The 23194-nt window shown below is 69.6% G+C and carries 17 protein-coding genes; 13 read left to right on the forward strand and 4 right to left on the reverse strand.

What is annotated here, in order from left to right; all coding sequences use genetic code 11:
- Positions 1 to 348 precede the first annotated feature (348 nt).
- Both secA and ACT53U_RS17935 read left to right on the forward strand, forming a co-directional pair.
- Positions 349 to 3099, forward strand: coding sequence for a preprotein translocase subunit SecA (gene secA / locus ACT53U_RS17930; RefSeq protein WP_476157169.1), 2751 nt, complete (start codon positions 349 to 351; stop codon positions 3097 to 3099).
- Between the two features lie 157 nt (positions 3100 to 3256).
- Positions 3257 to 4114: a GNAT family N-acetyltransferase gene (locus ACT53U_RS17935; RefSeq protein WP_476157170.1), complete on the forward strand. Its 858-nt coding sequence runs from the start codon at positions 3257 to 3259 to the stop codon at positions 4112 to 4114.
- A gap of 147 nt (positions 4115 to 4261) precedes the next feature.
- Here the strand turns inward: ACT53U_RS17935 and ACT53U_RS17940 are convergent, their stop codons facing one another.
- Positions 4262 to 5509, reverse strand: a complete 1248-nt coding sequence (locus ACT53U_RS17940; RefSeq protein ID WP_476157171.1) for a L,D-transpeptidase family protein — start codon at positions 5507 to 5509, stop codon at positions 4262 to 4264.
- A 255-nt stretch (positions 5510 to 5764) separates the two neighbouring features.
- Entirely contained in the window at positions 5765 to 6718 is a 954-nt protein-coding gene (locus ACT53U_RS17945) for an acetyl-CoA carboxylase carboxyltransferase subunit alpha (protein ID WP_476157172.1), read from the reverse strand.
- Positions 6719 to 7377: 659 nt separating this feature from the next.
- Between ACT53U_RS17945 and ACT53U_RS17950 the strand changes: the two genes are divergently transcribed.
- From ACT53U_RS17950 to ACT53U_RS17985, 8 genes are all read left to right on the forward strand, one after another.
- Positions 7378 to 8793 carry a CmpA/NrtA family ABC transporter substrate-binding protein gene (locus ACT53U_RS17950; RefSeq protein WP_476157173.1) on the forward strand — a complete coding sequence of 472 codons (1416 nt, stop codon included), beginning with the start codon at positions 7378 to 7380 and terminating at the stop codon, positions 8791 to 8793.
- A 126-nt stretch (positions 8794 to 8919) separates the two neighbouring features.
- Entirely contained in the window at positions 8920 to 10014 is a 1095-nt protein-coding gene (locus tag ACT53U_RS17955) for an ABC transporter permease (RefSeq protein WP_476157174.1), read from the forward strand.
- 11 nt (positions 10015 to 10025) lie between these two features.
- Positions 10026 to 11837, forward strand: coding sequence for an ABC transporter ATP-binding protein (locus tag ACT53U_RS17960; RefSeq protein WP_476157175.1), 1812 nt, complete (start codon positions 10026 to 10028; stop codon positions 11835 to 11837).
- An 11-nt stretch (positions 11838 to 11848) separates the two neighbouring features.
- Entirely contained in the window at positions 11849 to 14302 is a 2454-nt protein-coding gene (gene nirB / locus ACT53U_RS17965; protein WP_476157176.1) for a nitrite reductase large subunit NirB, read from the forward strand.
- An 11-nt stretch (positions 14303 to 14313) separates the two neighbouring features.
- A complete protein-coding gene (gene nirD, locus ACT53U_RS17970) occupies positions 14314 to 14646 on the forward strand; it encodes a nitrite reductase small subunit NirD (protein WP_476157177.1) in 333 nt (110 codons plus the stop codon).
- Between the two features lie 227 nt (positions 14647 to 14873).
- Complete coding sequence (locus tag ACT53U_RS17975; protein ID WP_476157178.1) at positions 14874 to 17552, forward strand: nitrate reductase; 2679 nt, start codon at positions 14874 to 14876, stop codon at positions 17550 to 17552.
- A gap of 79 nt (positions 17553 to 17631) precedes the next feature.
- Positions 17632 to 18219: an ANTAR domain-containing response regulator gene (locus tag ACT53U_RS17980; RefSeq protein WP_476138909.1), complete on the forward strand. Its 588-nt coding sequence runs from the start codon at positions 17632 to 17634 to the stop codon at positions 18217 to 18219.
- A gap of 16 nt (positions 18220 to 18235) precedes the next feature.
- Positions 18236 to 19414 carry a CmpA/NrtA family ABC transporter substrate-binding protein gene (locus ACT53U_RS17985; protein WP_476157179.1) on the forward strand — a complete coding sequence of 393 codons (1179 nt, stop codon included), beginning with the start codon at positions 18236 to 18238 and terminating at the stop codon, positions 19412 to 19414.
- Between the two features lie 12 nt (positions 19415 to 19426).
- Here the strand turns inward: ACT53U_RS17985 and ACT53U_RS17990 are convergent, their stop codons facing one another.
- Positions 19427 to 19939: a hypothetical protein gene (locus ACT53U_RS17990; RefSeq protein ID WP_476157180.1), complete on the reverse strand. Its 513-nt coding sequence runs from the start codon at positions 19937 to 19939 to the stop codon at positions 19427 to 19429.
- Positions 19936 to 20736, reverse strand: a complete 801-nt coding sequence (locus ACT53U_RS17995; RefSeq protein WP_476157181.1) for a DUF1295 domain-containing protein — start codon at positions 20734 to 20736, stop codon at positions 19936 to 19938. Before ACT53U_RS17995 ends, ACT53U_RS17990 begins: the two co-directional genes overlap by 4 nt.
- 185 nt (positions 20737 to 20921) lie before the next feature.
- Here ACT53U_RS17995 and ACT53U_RS18000 point away from each other — a divergent pair, with 185 nt between their 5' ends.
- From ACT53U_RS18000 to ACT53U_RS18010, 3 genes are read left to right on the forward strand one after another with little or no spacing between them, the layout of a single operon-like run.
- Complete coding sequence (locus tag ACT53U_RS18000; protein WP_476157182.1) at positions 20922 to 22157, forward strand: class I SAM-dependent methyltransferase; 1236 nt, start codon at positions 20922 to 20924, stop codon at positions 22155 to 22157.
- A gap of 16 nt (positions 22158 to 22173) precedes the next feature.
- Entirely contained in the window at positions 22174 to 22569 is a 396-nt protein-coding gene (locus tag ACT53U_RS18005) for a DUF2147 domain-containing protein (RefSeq protein ID WP_476157183.1), read from the forward strand.
- A 21-nt stretch (positions 22570 to 22590) separates the two neighbouring features.
- Positions 22591 to 22998, forward strand: a complete 408-nt coding sequence (locus ACT53U_RS18010; protein WP_476157184.1) for a DUF2177 family protein — start codon at positions 22591 to 22593, stop codon at positions 22996 to 22998.
- Positions 22999 to 23194: the final 196 nt, after the last annotated feature.

Raw genomic sequence — 23194 nt, forward strand, 5'->3', positions numbered from 1 at the left:
CGGCACCGGGCTCGCGACGAGAGGGGACGGCCGATGTGGCGAACATATGACGCCGACCCTCCGTCGGACTTGACGAAGGTCGATTCGACGCGAGATTGGCGCGTCCCCGCGCCGTTGACAACCGCGGACCCCACTCTTATCTCGGACGTGCCGCCCACGCCCCTCGGGTGCGGGCGTCGTTCGGCCGTGTTCGAACCTCGAGCCACCCGCCCCGCGTCGCACCCTCGTCGCATTCGGTCGGCAATGGGAGGAGCGCCGCGCCGGCGACCGCGGGATACGCCCGCGGGATCGGGTTGCGTCTTCCGACGCCGCCCGCCACAGAAGCCACGACCTCGAGGAAGGGCCAAGATGATCGGCCTCGGAACGCTCGCCAAGAAGCTCTTCGGCACCGCCAACGACCGCAAGATCAAGATGTATCGTCCGCGGGTCGACGCCATCGCCGCCCTCGAGCCCGAGCTCGTCAAGCTGACGGACGACGAACTGCGCGATCGCACGCGGCAGTTCCGCGAACAGCTCGCCGCCGGCACCGATCTCGACGATCTCCTCGTCCCCGCCTTCGCCACCGTGCGCGAGGCTGCCAAGCGCGTCATCGGCCAGCGTCACTACGACGTGCAGATGATCGGCGGCATGGTCCTCCACGAGGGCAAGATCTCCGAGATGAAGACCGGCGAAGGCAAGACGCTGGTCGCCACCCTCGCGGTCTATCTCAACGCGCTGCCGGCCAAGGGCGTCCACGTCGTCACCGTGAACGACTACCTCGCCAAGCGCGACGCCGAGTGGATGGCACAGATCTACGGCTTCCTCGGGCTCACCACGGGCGTCATCGTCCACGGTATGACCGACGAGGAGCGCAAGGCCGCCTACGCCTGCGACGTCACCTACGGGACGAACAACGAGCTCGGCTTCGACTATCTGCGCGACAACATGAAGTACGAGTTCGAGCAGATGGTGCAGCGCGGCCACGCCTACGCCATCGTCGACGAGGTGGACAGCATCCTGATCGACGAGGCGCGCACGCCGCTGATCATCTCCGGCCCGCTCGACGACCGCTCCGACCTCTACAACACCATCGACCGCTTCATCCCCGGCCTGAAGGCCAAGGAGGACTACGAGGTCGACGAGAAGCAGCGCTCCTCGTCCTTCACCGAAGCCGGCATGGTCAAGATCGAGCAGCAGCTCACCGCCGCCGGTCTCCTCAAGGGCGACAATCTCTACGATGTCGAGAACGTCACGGTCGTCCACCACGTCAATCAGGCGCTGCGTGCCTACACGCTGTTCCAGCGCGACAAGGACTACATCGTCAAGAACGGCGAAGTGATCATCATCGACGAGTTCACCGGCCGCATGATGCCCGGCCGTCGCTACTCGGAGGGCCTGCACCAGGCGCTCGAGGCCAAGGAACGCGTCCAGATCCAGCCCGAGAACCAGACGCTCGCCTCGATCACCTTCCAGAACTACTTCCGCATGTACGAGAAGCTCGCCGGCATGACCGGTACGGCGCTGACCGAGGCGGACGAGTTCCTCGACATCTACGGGCTCGAAGTGCTCGAGATCCCGACCAACGTGCCGATCTCCCGCGCCGACGAGGACGACGAGGTCTATCGCACCGAGGCCGAGAAGCTGCGCGCGGTGATCCGCCTGATCACCGAATGCCACGACATCGGCCAGCCGATCCTCGTCGGCACGACGTCGATCGAGAAGTCCGAGCATCTGGCCGAGGAGCTGAAGAAGGAGGGTTACCGTCAGGTCGACCTGACCGACCCTTCGGCGATCGCCATGATCTACAAGGGCGCCGACGGCGAGAAGGTCTTCACCGTCCTGAACGCCCGCTATCACGAGCAGGAAGCCGTGATCGTGGCGCAGGCGGGTCTGCCCGGTGCCATCACCATCGCCACCAACATGGCCGGCCGCGGCACCGACATCCAGCTCGGCGGCAACGCCGACATGCGTATCCGCTACGAGCTCTCCGAAGTGCCGGAAGGCCCCGGCCGCGACGAGGCCGCCACCGCGATCCGCGCCTCCGTCGCCTCGCTCAAGGAGAAGGCGCTGAAGGCCGGCGGTCTCTACGTGCTCGGCACCGAGCGCCACGAGAGCCGCCGCATCGACAACCAGCTGCGCGGTCGCTCCGGCCGTCAGGGCGACCCCGGCCGCTCCAAGTTCTTCCTGTCGCTGCAGGACGACCTGATGCGCATCTTCGGCACCGACCGCATGGACGGCATGCTGCAGAAGCTCGGTCTCAAGGAGGACGAAGCGATCGTCCATCCCTGGATCAACAAGGCGCTGGAGAAGGCGCAGCAGAAGGTCGAGGCCCGGAACTTCGACATCCGCAAGAACATCCTCAAGTTCGACAACGTCATGAACGACCAGCGCAAGGTGGTCTTCGAGCAGCGCGTCGAGCTGATGACCGGCGAGGACGTCGAGGAGACCGTGACGTCGATGCGTCACGACGCGATCCACGACCTCGTCAAGAAGCACATCCCCGAGCACGCCTATCCCGAACAGTGGGACGTGCCCGGCCTGCACGACGAGATCGCCGACATGCTCGGCATGGAACTGGCGATCTCCGACTGGGCCAAGGAAGAGGGCATCGCCGAGGACGAGGTGATCCACCGCGTCACCGCCGCCGCCGACGCCATCATGGACGACAAGACCGAGCGCTTCGGTCCCGAGACCATGCGCTACGTCGAGAAGGCCGTGCTCCTCCAGACGCTCGACCACCTGTGGCGCGAGCATCTCGTCACCCTCGACCACCTGCGCCAGGTCATCGGCTTCCGCGGCTACGCCCAGCGCGATCCGCTGAACGAGTACAAGACCGAGGCCTTCACCCTGTTCGAGGCCCTGCTGACCGGCCTGCGCCGCGCCGTCACCGCCCAGATGATGCGCGTCGAACTGGCCCCGGCCGAGCCGCAGCCGATCGAAGGCGTCGCGGCGAGCCATCTCGACGCCTCGACCGGTCGCGACCAGATCACCGGCGATGCGCCGCTCGGCCGCGCCGTCGATCCGGCCGATCCGACCACCTGGGGCCAGGTCTCGCGCAACGCGCCCTGCCCCTGCGGCTCGGGCAAGAAGTACAAGCACTGCCACGGCGCCTTCGCCTGATCGGGCGACGCCGATCCTTCCGCGAAGGCCGCCTCCGGGCGGCCTTCGTCGTTTCGGGGAGACGGGCGCGACGTCGTCGAGACGTGCTACGACACGACGGGCGCCGCCCGTCCCGTGCCCTGAACGGCCCGCCTCCTCCCGAGGGAGACCACCTCCGATGTCGGATCTCGTCTACCGTTGCGACTACGCCGCCACGCCCTCCGGACGGGGCGAACTGGCGCGGCTGATCCGCGACGTCTTCGCGCTCGACGTCTCGCCCCTCGATCGGCTCGGCCACGATCCGAGCGTCGTCGCCTTCGGCTGGTGGCTCGGCGACACCTTGGTCGCCAACGTGAGCCTCTTCGACACGACCCTGTGGCTCGACGGGCGCCGCGGCGCGGCGCTCGGGGTGCAGTCGGTGGCGGTGCGGCCCGAATGGCGCGGTCGCGGTCTCTTCCGCGATCTGATGACACGGGCGCTCGCCCATGCCGAGACGCGGAGCGATCGCCTCGTCCTCTATACCGGAACCCCGTCGCTCTACCGCCCCTTCGGCTTTCGCTCGATCGGCGAGACCGTCTTCGAAGGCCCGATCGCCGCGACGGGCGCCGCCGCGAACCACCGCCGCCTGTCGCTCGACAACGATGCCGATCTCGCCCTCGTCCGCGCGCTCTTCGTCCGCCGGACCCCGGTCTCCCGCGTCTGCGCGGCGGTGAACCATCCCGCACTCTTCCTCCTCGCGACGGTCGAGTGCCCGGAGATCGCCCTCTTTCATCTCCCCGATCTCGACGCCGTCGTGGCGATCGAGGAGGACGAGACCATGCTCGAACTCCTCGACGTCGTCGCGCCCGAGATCCCGCCGCTCGCGGCGATCGCCGCGGCGCTGGGGACCTCCGCCGCGTTCGCCCGGGTCCACGTCGGCCCCGATCGCCTCGACTGGCGCGGAGCGCGCCCCGTCGCCGACGAGACCGGCCTGATGGTCCGCGGACCCTGGCTCGCACCGGGAACTCCGGCCATCCTGTCGCCGATGCACGTCTGAGCGACGGACGGGGACTTCGGGAACTCGACGCTCGGCGGCCCGCCACGGACCGACCCGCCACGCCGCGCGCGATCCTGAAACGACGAAGAGCCGCGACGGGTGCTCCGCGCGGCTCTTCGACGAATACGAGATCCTTCCGGCGACCGATCAGCCGCCGAAGGGATTGATCTTCTTCCACAGCGGCTTCTCCTCGCCGCCGTTGACCGCGGCGGCGGCCGGGTCGGCGGGCTTCGAGGGCTGGCCGAAGGACAGGAAGCGCTCGGAGAAGCTGGCGGTCGGCGCCTGGGCGGGCTCCGTCGGCGCGGCGGCGACCTGGGTCGGCAGGCCGCGCGGCGAGGGCTTGGGCAGCGGCACCGCGAAGGGCGTGCCGGCCATCGAGGTGTCGCCGACCTCCTCCGGTTCCGGCTTGGCGCCGAGCCACGAGGCGATCTTGGTGCCGGGCTTGGGCTTGGCCTTCTCCTCGGCCTCGGCGATGGCACGCTGTTCGATCTTGCGCGCCTTCTCTTCCTCGGCCTTGGCGTGTTCGTCGAGCTCGGCGACGGCGACCTTGAAGGCCTTCTCGTCGGCGGCTTCCTTGGCCGCGACCGCCTGCTTGAGATCGCCCGGGACCTCGTAGCTCGGACAGGCGCCGGTCGGATTGAACATCGTCGAGTTGGGATCGGTCGTCTGGGCGCCGAAGACGTAGTGCTTCTCGCAGACGTCGACCTTGGGCTCGAGCTTGGTCACCTCGAACTGGTCGGCGCCTTCCTTCAGGTTCTTCCAGAAGGCCATGTTCGGGTTCTTGCGATGCTTGGCGAAGTTCTCCGCCGTCATCTTGAACGGGAAGGCCTGGAGCTGGAAGCTCTTCTGGCCGCCGTTGAAGGCCTCGCGCGCCAGCGCGTAGAGCTCTTCGACCTGCTCGTCGGTGACGATGAAACAGCCGGCCGAGTTGACGCAGCTGCCGTGCACCATGACGGCCGAACCGGTGCGGTTCCAGGCGCGGTCGAAGGCGTTGGGATAGCCGACGTCATAGGCGAGGTGGAACTGCGAGTTGGGGTTCATCCGCCCCGGCGTGACGGTGTAGAAGCCCTCGGGCGACTGCTTGTCGCCTTCGCGGATCTTCGGACCGATCGTGCCACCCCAGGTGCACAGCGGATAGCTCTTGAGCATGGCGAAGCGGCCGGTGCGGTCGCGCTTCCATACTTCGAGCGTCGATTCCTGCTTGTAGACGCGCACGAGGATCGGATCCTCCTTGCGCATGCCCTTGGTCTCCATCAGGGCCAGCACCTCGGGCTTCAGCGGCATGAGGTGTTTGGTGGATCCCCCGAGGGACGACTGCATGTCGTCCTGACAGGAGGCCACGAGGAGCCCGATCGACACGGCCATGAAGAGCCGCAGCATCGTCTTGATCGCCATCTTCCACCCGAACGCGACGCGATTCGCGAAGGCCCCGCGCCTCGACGACGCGCGACCGTTCGAACCCGTTTGCCGCATCGCGCCGATCCCTCGATCGCCACGGCGGCATGCAGACGTCAGCTTAGGTCCCCGACCTTGCGACTTGGTTACCGATTTCCCAACCGGTCCCCGAGAGATCGAGAGATACCCCCCGAACGTCGACCCAGTCTAGCAGATATCGACCCATTGCGGCAAAACCGCGTTGCTGCGGATGACTCAGAGCGAGCGGCCGATCGCCAGGAATTTCTCGTGGCGGGCGTCGCGCACCTGGTCGGGCGTCAGGGCGGAGAGATCGGCGAGCGCCTTCTCGATCGCGTCGCCGACCGCGCCGATCACTTTTTCCGGCGCACGATGGGCACCACCCAGCGGCTCGGCGACGACACCGTCGACGATCTTGAAGCCGAAGAGGTCCTGCGCCGTGATCTTCATGCCGGTCGCCGCGTCCTGCGCCCGGGCGCTGTCGCGCCACAGGATCGAGGCCGCGCCCTCCGGCGAGATCACCGAATAGATCGCATGCTCCAGCATGTAGACGCGGTTGGTCGCGGCGATGGCGATGGCGCCGCCCGAGCCGCCCTCACCGATGATCACCGAGATGTTGGGCACGCCGAGGCCGAGGCAGGCGTCGGTCGACCGCGCGATGGCTTCCGCCTGGCCGCGTTCCTCGGCGCCGATGCCGGGATAGGCGCCGGCAGTGTCGACGAGGCTGACGACCGGCAGGCCGAAGCGCTCCGCCGTCTCCATCAGCCGCACCGCCTTGCGATAGCCCTCGGGCTTGGCCATGCCGAAATTGTGCTTGATGCGGGTCGCGGTGTCCGAGCCCTTCTCGTGGCCCATGATGCACACCGGCTGACCACGGAAACGGCCGAAGCCGCCGACGATCGCCGCGTCCTCGCCGAAGGCGCGGTCGCCGGCCATCGGCGTGAAGTCCTCGACCAGCGCGCCGACGTAGTCGACGAAATGCGGCCGGTCGGGATGGCGCGCCACCAACGTCTTCTGCCAGGGGCTGAGCTTCTGGTAGATCTCGGCCAGCGCCTGCGAGGCCTTGGCCTCGAGCTTGGCGATCTCGTCCTTGACGTCGACCGCCGAACCCTGCTCGGCGAGCGTGCGCAGTTCCTGGATCTGCCCTTCGAGGTCGGCGATCGGCTTTTCGAATTCGAGATAGCTGCGCATGTCCGGATCGTCCGTTCTCGGCGGAAGTGGGCCGCGTCGGCGGGTGCCGCCGTCCCTTCTTCCTCGCCTCGCTCGACCGGTCGCGACGACCGTCGCGCCGGAACGTGTCCGGCGAGGCTCGGCGGCGGCAAATCGCCATGACCCGGCACGAATGTCAAGTTTGCGCCCGCGACGCCCCGCCTTCGGCGCCCCCCGATGCCGCTACGGCAGCCGAACCGGGTGTCATCGCGGTTTCGCCACGGCCCGAAACGCGCGCCGACCGCCCGCCGAAGACGTATGCATGCTCATGATGCAGTCGCGGCTTCTGCTCGAGAATTGCCCAATCGCTCGCATCTCGAGCGCGTTTCTGCGGTGAGCGACCGTGCACCACAATCGCACGAATGGGGCAAGTCATTGATTTGTTTCATCGCGCTGCACCGCGGCACGATTGGCACGGCACCTGCAAAGAAGTTCCCGGTCAACGACGACCCAACGTCCACCAATTCGACCCATCGACGGGATCGAGCGGTAGGGGCGGTTCTCGAACCCGCGGCACGGCCTTTCCGGTCCTCTCGCCGCCGCATCGACGAACCGGGTCGTACGTCCTCGCGCCCATCTCCGGCCGCGCCGTGACCTCTCCCTCGCCGTTCGCACTCGACACGATCAACCGAGGGGGTTCCATGTCGAACACGCCGTTCAATCCCGGGCCGTCGCGCCGCCGCTTCCTGCTCTCCACCGCCGCGGTCGGCGCCTCGGCGCTGATCTCGACCTCGATCGTCGGCCGCGCCGTCGCCGCGCCGCTGAAGCTCGAGAAGGACGTGGTGAAGCTCGGCTTCATCAAGCTGACCGACATGGCGCCGCTCGCCATCGCCCAGGAGAAGGGCTTCTTCGAGGACGAGGGCCTCCAGGTGAGCCTCGAGGCGCAGGCCAACTGGAAGGTCAACCTCGACCGCGTCATCACCGGCGAACTCGACGGCGCCCACATGCTGGCCGGCCAGCCGATCGGCGCCACCATCGGCTTCGGCACCAAGGCGGAAGTGATCACGCCGCTGTCGATGGACCTCAACGGCAACGCCATCACCGTCTCCAACGCCGTCTGGGCGGAGATGAAGAAGCACGTCCCGGCCGGCCCCGACGGCAAGCCGGTGCATCCGATCTCGGCGTCCAGCCTGAAGCCGGTGATCGACAAGCTGAAGGCCGACGGCAAGGCCTTCAACATGGGCATGGTCTTCCCGGTTTCGACCCACAACTACGAGCTCCGCTACTGGCTCGCCGCCGGCGGCATCCATCCCGGCTTCTATTCGCCCGAGAACGTCTCCGGCCAGATCCTCGCCGAGGCGCTGCTCTCGGTGACGCCGCCGCCGCAGATGCCGGCGACCATGGAGGCCGGCACCATCATGGGCTACTGCGTCGGCGAGCCGTGGAACCAGGCCGCGGTCTTCAAGGGCATCGGCGTGCCGGTGATCACCGACGACGAGATCTGGAAGAACAATCCGGAGAAGGTCTTCGGCGTCACGAAGAAGTGGGCCGAAGAGAACCCCAACACGCTGCTGGCCATCACCAAGGCGATGATCCGCGCCTGCCAGTGGCTCGACGAGGGCAACGGCAAGAATCGTGCGGAAGCGGTGAAGATCCTGTCGAAGTCCGACTATGTCGGCGCCGACGAGAAGGTCATCGCCAACTCGATGACCGGCACCTTCGAATACGAGAAGGGCGACAAGCGTCCGGTTCCCGACTTCAACGTCTTCTTCAAGTACTTCGCCACCTACCCCTATCTCTCCGACGCCGTCTGGTACCTGACCCAGATGCGCCGCTGGGGTCAGATCCCGGAGGCGAAGTCGGACGAGTGGTACGCCGAGACCGCCAAGAAGGTCTACCGCCCGGACATCTACCTCGCGGCCGCCGAGGCACTGGTCGCCGAAGGCAAGGCGAGGCGCGAGGACTTCCCCTTCGGCTCCGACGGATACAAGGCGGTCGATGCCGGCTTCATGGACAAGGTCCCCTTCGACGGCAAGAAGCCCAACGCCTACGTCGACGCCCTCGCGATCGGCCTCAAGGGCGCCCAGAAGGTGGTCGCCAACGCCGTCCAGGGCTGATGCGCCCCTGCCCGGAGCCACGGCTCCGGGCGCCGAGCGGGGCCGCGCGCCCCGCCCCCCGTTCCCAGACCGATCAAGTGACCGAGCCCGGCGACCACCGCGGCTCCAGCGAAGATGGATCGACCCATGACCGTCGCCACCGACCCACTCCTCGCCGACGCCGCCGTCTCGGCCGAACGCGAAGCCCGCCGCCAGCGCTGGTTCGCGCGCATCAACAAGATCGAGGGCTGGCTCTCGGTCTTCGGCCTCGGCTTCGTCGTGCCGATCCTCAGAATCGTCGGCGGCGACAGCCCGAAGGCGCAAGGTCGCGAACTGTGGCGGCTCGCCGGCGTGCCGGTGCTGGCGATCGCGATCTTCCTCGCGCTGTGGGCAACGCTCGCTCCCCGCGTCCAGACCTCGCTCGGCGCCATTCCGGGGCCGGCGGCGGTGTGGGAACAGTTCGGCGTGCTGATCGCCGATCATGCCGCCGAGCGCGCCAAGGAGAAGGCCTTCTACGAGCGGCAAGACAAGCGCATCGCCGAGGCGCGCGCCGCCGATCCGAAGGTCGAGATCAAGGCGAAGTCCTACGTCGGCAAGCCGACCTACGTCGACAAGATCGTGACCTCGCTGAAGACCGTCTTCACCGGCTTCCTCATCGGCACGCTGATCGCCGTACCGCTCGGCATCCTCGCCGGCCTGTCGCCGACGGTGAATGCCGCGATCAATCCCTTCGTGCAGATCTTCAAGCCGGTTTCGCCGCTCGCCTGGCTGCCGCTCGTCACCATGGTCGTCTCGGCGCTCTACACCTCGAACGACCCGATGTTCGAGAAGTCCTTCCTCGTCTCGGCGATCACCGTGACGCTGTGCTCGCTGTGGCCGACCCTGATCAACACCTCCCTCGGCGTCGCCTCGATCGACAAGGACCTGATGAACGTCGCCAGGGTGCTCCGCCTCGGCTGGGCGAAGAAGGTCTTCAAGCTGGTGATCCCGTCGTCGCTGCCGCTGATCTTCACCGGCATGCGCCTGTCGCTGGGCGTCGGCTGGATGGTGCTGATCGCCGCCGAAATGCTCGCCCAGAACCCCGGCCTCGGCAAATTCGTGTGGGACGAGTTCCAGAACGGCTCGGCCGCCTCGCTCGCCCGCATCATGGTCGCCGTCTTCACCATCGGCATCATCGGCTTCCTGCTCGACCGCGTGATGTACGCGCTGCAGGCCGCCTTCACCTTCTCCGCCAAGCGCTGAGGGAGGAAGCCATGAGCGATCCGACCCCGATCATCGAACTGAAGCACGTCTCGAAGTCCTACGGCTCGGGCAACGGCGTCACCCACGTGCTCGCCGACGTCAACCTCTCGATCCGCGACGGCGAGTTCGTCGCCATCCTCGGCTTCTCCGGCTCGGGCAAGACGACGCTGATCTCCACCATCGCCGGGCTGGTGATGCCGGACGGCGGCGAGGCGCTGATGAAGGGCGAGCCGATCCGCGCGCCGGGACCGGAACGCGGCATCGTCTTCCAGTCCTATTCGCTGATGCCCTGGCTCACCGTCCACGGCAACATCATGCTGGCGGTCGAGACCGTGTTCCCGCACGAGACCGCCGCCGAGCGCGAAGCGCGCGTCGCCAAATACATCGACATGGTCGGCCTGAGCCATGCCCGCGACCGTCGCCCGGCCGAGCTCTCCGGCGGCATGCGCCAGCGCGTCGGCATCGCCCGGGCGCTGGCCATGAGCCCGGAGGTGCTGCTCCTCGACGAGCCGTTGTCGGCGCTGGACGCGCTGACCCGCGCCAAGCTCGGCGACGAGATCGAACGCATCTGGTCGCAGGACAAGAAGACCGTCGTCCTCGTCACCAACGACGTCGACGAGGCGCTGTTGCTCGCCGACCGCATCATCCCGCTGACCGTCGGCCCCGGCGCGACGCTGGCCAAGGAATTCGTGATCGACCTCCCCCGCCCGCGCGACCGTACCGCGTCGAGCCACGATCCCGCCTTCAAGCGCCTGCGCGCCGAGATCACCCAGTGCCTGATGGACATGGGCATCGAACAGGGTGCCGAGGACGACGGTCGGACGCTGCCCAACGTCATCCCCGTCCACTTCCGCGAGGACGTGGCACGCGTGAAGGCCGCCGCCCGCGAGGCCCGCGCCGCGATGAAGAACGGCTCCCCCCTGCCCAAGGCCTGGGCGGAAGCGGCGCGGCCGAAGACCGGCATCGTCGAGCGCTTCGTCGAGTTCGACGAGGTGAAGAAGATCTACCCGACGCAGAAGGGCCCGCTGACCGTCGTCGACGGCTTCGACCTCAACATGAGGCGCGGCGAATTCGTCTCGCTGATCGGCCATTCCGGCTGCGGCAAGTCGACGGTTCTGACCATGGTCGCCGGCCTCACCGACGTGTCGCTCGGCGGCATCGTGCTCGACGGCCGCGAAGTCGATCAGGCCGGCCCCGACCGCGCCGTGGTGTTCCAGGCGCCGAGCCTGTTCCCCTGGCTCTCGGCCAAGGAAAACGTCCTGCTCGGCTGCGACGAGGTCTATCCGACCGCGACGAAGGCCGAGAAGGCCGAGATCGCCGAATACTACCTCGCTCGCGTCGGCCTCGCCGACAGTCTCGACAAGCCGGCCTCCGACATGTCGAACGGCATGCGCCAGCGCGTCGGCATCGCCCGCGCCTTCGCGCTGTCGCCGAAGCTGCTGCTGCTCGACGAGCCCTTCGGCATGCTCGACAGCCTGACGCGCTGGCAGCTGCAGGAAGTGCTGATGGAGGTGTGGACCCGCACCCGCGTCACCGCGATCTGCGTCACCCACGACGTCGACGAGGCGATCCTTCTGGCCGACCGCGTGGTGATGATGACCAACGGTCCGAACGCCAAGATCGGCAAGATCGTCGAGATCGACATGCCGCGCCCGCGCACCCGCCGCGCCCTGCTCGAACACCCCCGCTACTGGGAATATCGCGAGGAGATCCATGCCTTCCTCGCCGAATACGAGCACGGCGCCGCCCCGAAGAAGCCCCCAGCCAACGCCGATGCCGGCGCCGGTCGTCCGGCCCGCGCGGTCGCCGCAAAGCATTCGTGAGCGAGGTTCCCATGACCGCACCCGCCCCCAAGAAACTCGTCGTCGTCGGCGCCGGCATGGCCTCGGGCCGTGCCCTCGAATACCTCTTCGAGGCAGATCCCACGGCCTACGAGGTGACGCTCTTCAACGCCGAGCCGCGCGGCAACTACAACCGCATCATGCTGTCGCCGGTGCTCTCCGGCGAGAAGACCTACGACGAGATCGTCACCCACGACGACGCCTGGTACGCGGCGAACGGCGTCGCCTGCCGCTTCGGCGAGCGCGTCGTGGCGATCGACACCAAGGCCAAGACCGTCACCGGCGAGAAGGGCACCGTTCCTTACGACAAGCTCGTCATCGCCACCGGCTCGGCGCCCTTCATCATCCCGGTCCCGGGCAAGGACCTCCCCGGCGTCGTCGCCTATCGCGACCTCGACGACACCACCGCGATGATCGCCGCAGCGAAGCCCGAGACCCGCGCCGTCGTCATCGGCGGCGGCCTCCTCGGCCTCGAGGCGGCGGCGGGCCTCAGGCTCCGCGGCATGGAGGTGACGGTCGTCCACCTGATGGGCCACCTGATGGAGCGCCAGCTCGACGAATCCGCCGGCTGGCTCCTGAAGCGCGACCTCGAGAAGCGCGGCATTTCGGTTCTCCTGAACGCCTCAACGAGGGCGATCCTCGGCGAGACCCGCGTCGAAGCCGTCGAACTCGCCGACGGCACGGTGATCCCCGCCGATCTCGTGGTCATGGCCGTCGGCATCCGTCCGGAGACGACCGTCGCCCGCGCCGCCGGCCTCGCCGTCAACCGCGGCGTCCTCGTCTCGCAGCAGATGGTGACCTCCGACCCCGACGTGCTGGCGCTCGGCGAATGCGTCGAGTTCGAAGGCCAGCTCTTCGGCCTCGTCGCCCCCCTCTTCGATCAGGCCAAGGTCCTCGCCGCGACGCTGCTCGGCCGGGACGCCGCCTTCGCGCCGAAGGAGCTCTCGACCAAGCTCAAGGTCACCGGCTGCGATCTCTTCTCCGCCGGCGACTTCGCGTCCGCCGAGGGTCGCGAGGACATCGTCCTGCGCGATCCCGCACGTGGTCAGTATCGCCGCCTCGTGCTCGAGGGCGATCGTCTCGTCGGTGCCGTGATGTACGGCGACACCGCCGAGGGCGCGTGGTTCTTCGACCTGATCCGCGACAAGACCGACGTCGCCGCCATGCGCGACACCCTGATCTTCGGCGCCGCCCATCAGGGGGGCGCCCCGCTGGACCCTACGGCGGCCGTTGCAGCCTTGCCGGATGAGGCGGAAATCTGCGGCTGCAACGGCGTCTGCAAGGGAACGATCGTCCGCGCGATCAAGGACGGGGGCCTGACCACGCTCGACGAGGTCCGCGCCGTCACCAAGGCCTCGGGCTCCTGCGGCCAGTGCACACAGAAGGTCGAGCATGTGATCGCCGCGACGCTCGGCGCCGCCTTCGCCGGCCCGGCCCGCAAGACCATGTGCAAATGCACCGAGCATACACATGGCGAGGTCCGCGAGCTTATCCGGTCCAAGGGTCTGAAGTCGATCCCGGCGGTGATGCAGGAGCTCGGCTGGAAGACGCCGAACGGCTGTTCGACCTGCCGCCCGGCGCTCAACTACTACCTCGTCTGCGACTTCCCCGGCGAATACGTCGACGACGGCCGCTCGCGCTTCGTCAACGAACGCCTGCACGCCAACATCCAGAAGGACGGCACCTTCTCGGTCGTCCCGCGCATGTGGGGCGGCCTGACGACGGCAGCGGAACTGCGCGCCATCGCCGACATCGCCGAGAAGCACGCCGTGCCGCTCGTCAAGATGACCGGCGGCCAGCGCATCGATCTCCTCGGCGTACCGAAAGAGAACCTGACCGCGATCTGGAAGGACCTCAACGACGCCGGCATGGTCTCCGGCCACGCCTATTCCAAGGGCCTGCGCACGGTGAAGACCTGCGTCGGCAAGACCTGGTGCCGCTTCGGCACGCAGGACAGCATGGGCCTCGGCGTCAAGCTCGAGAAGCTGATGTGGGGCTCGTGGACGCCGGCCAAGGTCAAGCTCGGCGTCTCCGGCTGCCCGCGCAACTGCTCGGAAGCGACGATCAAGGACATCGGCGTCGTCTGTGTCGATTCGGGCTACGACATCCACATCTCCGGCGCCGCCGGTCTCCACGTGCGGGCGACCGACCTCCTCTGCCACGTCGAGACCGAGGAGGAGGTGCTCGAGTACTCGGCCGCGCTCCTGCAGATGTACCGCGAGGGCGGGCTCTATCTCGAGCGGATCTACAAGTGGCAGGACCGCGTCGGCCTCGACGCGATCAAGGCGGCGATCGTCGAGGACGCGGCTTCCCGCAAGGCCTTCCACGAACGCTTCCTCCACTCGCAGACCTTCGCGCAGATCGACCCCTGGGCCGAGCGTGTCGCCGGCACCGATGCCCACGAGTTCGAACCCCTGACCATCGTCCCGGCGCTCGCCGCCGAATGAGGAGATCCGCCATGACGCAATGGTACGACCTCGGGCCGATCGACGAGATCCCGCCGCTCTCCGCCCGCACCGTCCGCATCGCCGGCCGCGAGATCGCGGTCTTCCGCACCGCCGACGGCGACGCCTTCGCCCTCGAGAACCGCTGCCCCCACCGTGGCGGCCCGCTCGCCGACGGCATCGTCCACGGCCGCAAGGTCGCCTGCCCGCTGCACAACTGGGTGATCGACCTGACCTCGGGCGAGGCGACCGGCGCCGACGAGGGCTGCGCGACCGCGTTCCCGGTCGAGGTCGATGCCGGCCGCCTCCGCCTCGGCATCGCGCCCGAGGCGCTCGCCGCCGAGTGAGACCGGGGTGGTGCGGCGGTCCGCGGCGGTCGTGCAGAGGCCCTTCATGCTGAGGTGCCCGGCGCAGCCGGGCCTCGAAGCGCGAAGGGCCGAGAGGCAAGACCCGTCGTGGCTTCGCCCTTCGAGGCCCGACCTTGCGGTCGGGCACCTCAGGGTGAAGCCGAACAGAGACTGCGAACCGAAACACCCCCCGTCCGATACGAGCCCCCTCCGATCGAGAGACCCGCATGTCCGACATCGTCCGTTCGACCCTCACCACCTGCCCCTATTGCGGCACCGGCTGCGGCGTGAAGGCCGACGTCCATGCCGACGGTCGGGTGACGGTTTCCGGCGATCCCGATCATCCGGCGAATTTCGGCCGCCTCTGCGTCAAGGGCTCGGCACTCGCCGAGACCCTGACCGACGAGGGCCGTCTCCTCCACCCCATGATCGACGGCGCCCGCGCGACCTGGGACGAGGCGCTCGACCGCGTCGCCGGCACGCTCCGCGCCGCGATCGACGAACACGGGCCGGATTCGGTCGCGCTCTATCTCTCCGGCCAGATCCTGACCGAGGACTATTACGTCGCCAACAAGCTGATGAAGGGCTTCGTCGGCTCGGCCAACGTCGACACCAACTCGCGCCTCTGCATGGCCTCCTCGGTCGCCGGCCACAAGCGCGCCTTCGGCACCGACACCGTGCCGCAGACCTACGAGGATCTCGAGAAGGCCGACCTCGTCGTCCTCGTCGGCTCCAATCTCGCCTGGTGCCACCCGGTGCTCCACCAGCGCCTCGCCGCCGCCAAGGCGGCGCGCCCGCGCATGCGCGTCGTCACCGTCGACCCGCGCCGCACCGCGACGAGCGAGATCGCCGATCTCCATCTGGGCCTCGCCCCCGGCACCGACGTCGCCCTCTTCGCCGGCCTCCTCCTGGCGCTGGAGCGCGCGGGGAAACGCGACGCCGCCTTCGTCGCCGACCACACCAGCGGCCTCGAAGCGGCCCTCGACGCCGCCGCCCCCTTCGCCGACATCGCCGAAGTCGCCCGCGTCACCGGCCTGGCAGCCCCCGACATCGAGGCCTTCTTCGCCCTCTTCGCCGCGACCGAGAAGGTCGTCACGGTCTATTCGCAGGGCGTGAACCAGTCGTCGGCCGGCACCGACAAGGTCAACGCCATCGTCAATTGCCACCTCCTCACCGGCCGCATCGGCCGCGAGGGCGCGGGTCCCTTCTCGGTCACCGGCCAGCCCAACGCCATGGGCGGCCGCGAGGTCGGAGGGCTGGCGAACCAGCTCGCCGCCCATCTCGAACTCGCCGACCCCGCCCATCGCGACCTCGTCCGCGACTTCTGGCAGGCCCCGACCGTCGCCGAGACGCCGGGCCTCAAGGCGGTCGATCTCTTCGACGCGGTCGAGCGCGGCGAGATCAAGGCGCTGTGGATCATGGCGACCAACCCGGTCGACAGCCTGCCCGACGCCGATCGGGTGAAGCGCGCCATCGCGAACTGCCCCTTCGTCGTCGTCTCCGACGTGATGGCCGCGACCGACACCACCGCGCTCGCCCATGTCCTGCTGCCGGCCGAGGCCTGGGGCGAGAAGGACGGCACGGTGACCAATTCCGAGCGCCGGATCTCGCGCCAGCGCCGCTTCCGCGCCGCCCCCGGCGAGGCGCGACCGGACTGGTGGGCGCTCGCGGAAGTCGCCCGCCGCCTCGGCTTCGTCGACGCCTTCGCCTGGGCCGGCCCGGCGGCGATCTTCCGCGAACACGCCGGCCTCTCCGGCCATCGCCCCGAGATCGCCCGCGACTTCGACATCTCCGCCTTCGACGACCTCGCCGACGACGGCTTCGAGGCGCTCCCCCCCTTCCAGTGGCCGCGCCGCAAGGGCGAGGCGGCGCCGAACGGCGACCGCCGCTTCTTCGCCGACGGCCGCTTCTTCACCCCCGACGGTCGCGGCCGCTTCGTGCCGACGCCCTATCGCGCGCCCCGCGCGGCGACGACGGCGGAACGCCCCTTCCGCCTCAACACCGGCCGCATCCGCGACCAGTGGCACACGATGACGCGCACCGGTGTCGCCCCGACGCTCTCCTCCCACGTCGCCGAACCCTTCGCCGAGATCGCGCCCACGGACGCCGCCCGCCTCGGCATCAAACCCGCGAGCCTCGTGCGGGTCACCTCCGACCGCGCCGAGATCGTGGTGCGCGCCCTCGTCACCGACCGCCAGCCGGAAGGCGGCGTCTTCGTGCCGCTGCACTGGACCGATCGTTTCGCCTCATGCGCCCGCGTCGACGCGCTGATCGCACCGGCGACCGATCCGATCTCCGGTCAGCCGGAATCGAAGGCCGACGTCGTGGCGCTCGCCCCCTTCGCCGCCCGCTGGCACGGCTTCGCCGTCACCCGCCACGACGATCCCGTACCCGCGACCGACTACTGGGCCCGCGCCCGTGTCGTCGGCGGCCATCGCCTCGAACTCGCCGGCGCGACCCCGCTCGAAGACCCCGCCGCCCTGGCGCGCGCCCTCTTCGGCGACGTCGAGACGATCGTGCTGGAGGACCGCGCCCGTGGCCGGCTCCGCCTCGCCGCGATCGCCGACGGCGCGGTCGTCGGCCTGCTCTTCGTCGCGCCCGAGCCGGTCGAGGCGTCGCGCGACTGGCTGGTCGGCCGCTTCGCCGAAGACATCGATGCCGGCGAGGCGATCACCCTCCTCGCCGGACGCCCGACGGGCGCCCGCGCCGATCCCGGCCGCCGCGTCTGCTCGTGTTTCGGCATTGGCATCAACCAGATCCGCGACGCGGTCGCAGAGGGCTGCGCCAGCGTCGCGGCGATCGGCGACAAGCTCCGCGCCGGCACCAACTGCGGCTCCTGCCGTCCGGAGATCGCCCGCATCCTCGCCGATGCCCGATCGACCGTCACGGCGGAGGCGGCGGAATGAGCGGGACGACGGTCGGCGCGGGCCTTGCCCCGGCCGCGAGGCGAGACGAAGATGCCCTGTCCGAAGCGTGAGTGCGTCCTTGGCCGACAAGACCCTGACGATCCTGGTGATCGACGAGAATCCGGCCCGTGCCGCCGTCCTCGAGGACGGGCTGCGCGAGGCTGGTCACGTCTCGGTCGTCCGCCTCGACACCACGCACGAGCTGCTGCGCCGCATCTTCGAGATCGACCCCGACGTCATCCTGATCGACCTCGAGAGCCCGTCGCGCGACGTGCTCGAACAGATGTTCCAGGTGTCGCGCACGGTGAAGCGGCCGGTCGCCATGTTCGTCGACCAGTCGGACACCGCCTCGATCGAGGCCTCGGTCGATGCCGGCGTCTCGGCCTATATCGTCGACGGGCTGAAGAAGGAGCGGGTCAAGTCGATCCTCGACATGACCGTCTCGCGCTTCAACGCCTTCGACCACCTGCGCCAGGAGCTGCAGCGCGCCCGCGACGAGCTCGCCGACCGCAAGACCATCGAGCGCGCCAAGGGCATCCTGATGAAACAGAAGGGTCTCGACGAGGCGGAGGCCTATCGGCTGATGCGCAACGCGGCCATGAACGGAAAGATGAAGCTCTCCGACGTCGCCCGATCGATCGTGACGGCGGCGGAGCTTCTGACGTGACGGGGGAAGGCGTGCGATGACGGAACCGGATCGGCCGAAGGGCTCCGCGACGGCGGCGACGCTGAGGATCGGCTTCATGCCGCTGCTCGACGCCGCGCCGATCGTCGTCGCCCGCGACCTCGGCTTCGCCGCCGCCGAGGACCTGACGCTGGAGCTGCACCGCGAGACCTCGTGGGCGAACATCCGCGATCGCGTCTTCCTCGGCCATTTCGACGCCGCCCACATGCTGGCGCCGATGGCGCTCGCCACCCGCCTCGGCATCGGCCGCGTGCCCACCCCGGTCGTCGCCCCCTGGGTGATCGACCACGGCGGCAATTCGATCGCCGTCACGCCCGCCCTCTACGCCGAGGGCGGCGACTGGGGGGCGCCGGGCGATCCCGTCGCCTCCGGCCGCGCGCTCGCCCGCATCGTCGCGGCCCGTGCCGCCCGCGGCGCCGAGCCCCTGACGCTCGCCGCCGTCTATCCCTTCTCCTGCCACCACTATCAGCTCTGCCACTGGCTCGAGGCCGCCGGCCTCGTGCCCGAACGCGACGTGCGCATGGTGGTGGTGCCGCCGCCGCACATGGTCGAGGCCATGGCGTCGGGCAGCGTCGACGTCGTCTGCGTCGGCGCACCCTGGACCAGCCGTGCCGTCGAGGCCGGCGTCGGTCGCCTGCTGATGCCGGCCTCCGCGCTGTGGCCGGCGGTGCCGGAAAAGGTCGTGGCGCTGCGCGAGAGCGTGGCGCTCGAGCGCGCCGAGGAGACCGCGGCGCTGATCCGCGCCCTCGACCGTGCCTCGCAATGGTGCGACGACCCGGCCAACCGCGCCGATCTCGCCGCCCTCCTCGCCCGCCCCGACGTCGTCGGCGTCGAGGCCGCCGTGGTCGAACGCGCCCTCGCCGGCCTCCTGCCGGTCGAGACGGGCAGCCCGCCGATGCGGGTTCCGGGCTTCCTGCGCTTCCACGGCGACGGACCGACAGGCCCGGTCAACCGGCCGCGCGAGGCCGACGGCCTGTGGTTCGCCGCCCAGATGCTGCGCCGCGGCCAGTTCGCCGATCGCGCCGCCGCCTTCGCAGCCGCGCGCGCGACCTTCTCCCCGGCGATCCGCGACGCCGTCCTCGGCCGCCCGGCGCTCGCCGGTGGCGAGACGGTGACGACCTTCGCCGGCCCGGTCTTCTCCGGCGACCGCCCCGACGCCTGGCTCGAGGCGATCTGAGCGGCTCGGGCCTCACCGGGCCGCGGCGAAGCGCCAGCCGAGGAAGAACGACAGGCCTGCGACCGAAAAGGCGTTGAGGCCGAGAAGGGCCGCCGCCGCCTCGCCGCTCCACGGGCCCAGCGCCGCGCCGAGGCCGAACCGCGCCGCGACGAAGGCGACGCCGAGCCCCACCAGCAGCCCCCGCGACCACCGCGCCTCGTCGGCGCGGAAGGCGAGGACGGCGAGCATCAGGCAGGGCACGAGGAAGAGCTCCGCACCGCTCGGCGCCCCGAAGAGCTTCGTCGCGGCAAGCGTGTCGATCGCCCCGACGATCGGCAGGGCGAGCCGGGCGGCGAAGGAACGCCGCCGCGCGAGGAGCGCGATCGCGACATAGGCCGGCATGGTCGCGACCGTCGGCCAGGCGGCGAACCCGTCGCCGGCCACCCAGCCGACCCACAGCGGATAGAACGGCTTGTTGGCGACGATCAGCCAGGCGGTCGCGGCCGTCGTCGCGGCGAGCGCATCGTCGTCCGCCGCCGCCGTCATCGCCCCGTCTCCGACGCGATCCCACGCGGGCAACGGGGGAAGAAGGCGGGTACGCGGTCCCTGTAGGCGGCGAAGGCCGCGCCGCGGCTCGCCAGCATGTGCGCCTCGAGCGGCGGGATGCCCGAGACGCGCGTGAGCAGCCAGCCCATCATCGTCGGCGCGGCGAGGGCGAGAAGCCCGATCGGCCAGAGGACCGGCGCCGACAGGGCGAAGAGCGCGAAGGCGCACCAGCCCAGCCACTCGAAGAAATAGTTGGGATGGCGCGACCAGCCCCACAGCCCGACGTCGCAGACGCCACCCGGCCCACTCGATCGGCGGAACCGCGCGAGCTGCGCATCGGCCACCGCCGCCCCGACGATCGCGGCGGCGAGGAGGACCGTCGCCAGTCCGTCGACGAGGTTCGGGAACGGCGCCGGATTGGCGGCCGCGAGATGGATCGCCCCGACCAGCACGATACCGGCCACGGCCTGGATCTGCAGGAAGACGAGGAGCCGCCGCGGGAAGGCCTCGCCCCACTGGCGCGCGAGTTCGGCATAGCGCGGGTCGTCGCCGGCGCCGCGCGTCCGCGCCGCGATGTGACCGGCCAGCCGCCCCGACCACGCCGCGACGAGGAGACCGACGAGCCAGGCCCGCCCACCACCGCCCGAAGCCGCGACCGCGAGGAGCCCGCCGAACCCCACCGCCGCCGACCAGATCGCGTCGATCCAGCCGCTCTTCCCCGTCGCCAGCCGCACCGCCCAGGCGGCGGTCATGGCGAGAGGGAGGAGCGCGACGGCGGCGAGAAGCATGAGCGGCATGGGGTGTCTCCGGCGGATCGCATCGGCGTCCTCTCTCCTCTACGTCGCAACCTCGCCGACGGATCGCTCGGCCCACCCCGTCGGGCGCATTCCGAGAAATTTGCCGTGGTGATGAACCGTCGCCCGCCGTCGCTGCGTATCCCCTCGGACAAGCCGATCCCGGAACCGATGCGAGAGAGGTCGACATGAGCCATACCGAGGACAATTCGATCGCCGCCGCCGACGTCGCGGCCTCGGCCCGCGACCGCATCCGCGGCATCCGCGCGCGCCTGTTCGACCGCCTGCTCGCCGGCCTCGCCCATGGCCGGCTGCGGGTGATCCTGCCCTCGGGCGCGAGCTTCGCCCGCACCGGCCGCGCGCCCGGCCCCGACGCCACCATTCGGCTCCGCAACTGGCGTGCCCTCGGCCGCATCCTGACGCGCGGCGACATCGGCTTCGCCGAGGGCCACATCGCCGGCGACTGGACGAGCCCCGATCTCGTCGCGCTGATCCGCCTCGCAGCCCTCAACACCGCCGAGCTGCGCCGTGCCGTGCGCGGCAATGCCCTCTTCCGCGGTCTCGAGCGCCTGCGCCACCTCGCCCGCGGCAACACCAAGCGCGGCAGCCGGCGCAACATCGAGGCGCACTACGACCTCGGCAACGACTTCTATCGCCTGTGGCTCGACCCCTCGATGCTCTATTCCTCGGCGATCTTCGATGCGACGACGCCGACGCTCGAAGCCGCGCAACAGAGGAAACTCGACCGTATCGTCGAGCTGCTCGACCTCTCCGGCGGCGACCACGTGCTCGAGATCGGCTGCGGCTGGGGTGCGCTCGCCGCCCGGCTCGGTGAAGCGGGGGCCTCCGTCACCGGCATCACGCTCTCCCCGTCGCAGCTCGCCTGGGCACGCGACACGATCGCCGAACGCGGGCTCGAGGGCAGCGTCGACCTGCGGCTTCAGGACTATCGCGACGTCGCCGAGCGTTTCGACCGCGTCGTCTCGATCGAGATGTTCGAGGCGGTCGGCGAGGCCTGGTGGCCGACCTATTTCGCCACCGTCGCCGATGCCCTCAAGCCCGGCGGCCGTGCCGTCCTCCAGGTGATCTCGATCGCCGAGGACCGTTACGACGACTATCGCCGCGACGCCGACTTCATCCAGAAGCACGTCTTTCCCGGCGGTTTCCTGCCGTCGCGGAGCGCCTTCACGCAAGCCGCCGCCAAGGCCGGCCTGCGCATCGCGGCGGCCGAGCACTTCGGCCTCTCCTACGCCGAGACGCTGGCCGAATGGCGCCGCCGCTTCCACGACCGCTGGCCGGAGATCGCCGCCGGCGGCTTCGACGACCGCTTCCACCGGCTCTGGGACTACTACCTCGCCTATTGCGAGGCGGGGTTCCGCGAGGAAGCGATCGACGTCGGTCTCTACACCCTGGTTCACGCCTGAGACGAGGAGATCCGCCATGATCCGTGCCGCATGGTCATCGCCTGCCGTCGTCGCAGCCGCACTCCTCGTGCCCTTCGCCGGCCACGCCGCCGCCGATCCCTCGCCCTTCGGCCTGTGGGCGCGCGGCGACGGCAAGGCCAAGGTCCGCATCGAACGCTGCGGCGGCGACATCTGCGCCATCAACACCTGGATCCGCGAGGGGACGAAGGGCGAGAAGGCGGGCGACCGCCTCGTCATGTCGGTCGCCCCCTCGGGCGTCGGCCGCTGGGCGGGCACCGCCTTCGATCCGCAGCGCGACCTCGACTATCGCCTGACCATGACGGTCGGCGCGGAGACGATGACGACGCGCGGCTGCGTCCTCGCCGGCCTCGTCTGCAAGGACATGGGCTGGACCCGCCTCCCCCGCGACTGACCGCCCGAAAGGACGCCCCCGATGAAGACGCTCCTCGTCGCCCATGTCGCCACCGCGACGGCCTTCCTCGCCCTCGACGCCGTCTGGCTGACGCTGATGGCCGACCGGATCTATCGCCCGGCGATGGGCGACATGGTGCTCGACGGTTTCCGCCTCTTGCCCGCGATCGTCTTCTACCTCGTCTATGTCGTCGGCCTCGTCCATTTCGGCGTGAAGCCGGGGCTCGCCGGCGGCATGGCGGCGACGATCGGCAATGCCGCCCTCTTCGGCCTCGTCGCCTACGCCACCTACGACCTCACCAACCAGGCGACGCTGAAGCACTGGTCGACGGTTCTCACCGTCGCCGACATCGCCTGGGGCACGGTCGCCTCGACGCTCGCCGCCCTCGCCGGCCGCGCCGCCGCCCTGTGGGTCACCCCGTCGGCGTGATCGACGAGCGGTCAATCCGCGATCACGTGGCAGACGATTGACCATGCGATCGCCGCGCGCGACGGCGCCCGCGCGCCCGGCCGGACGACAGATGCCGTCGACATTTCTCCATCGCGACAGAGCCTTGATGCGGCCGTCCGACGGCCGCTTCGGCCATTTCGTCGCACGCCGTAGTCCTCCGATCGGGAGCAATGCG

This window comes from Pinisolibacter sp. DMC19, from assembly GCF_056313985.1.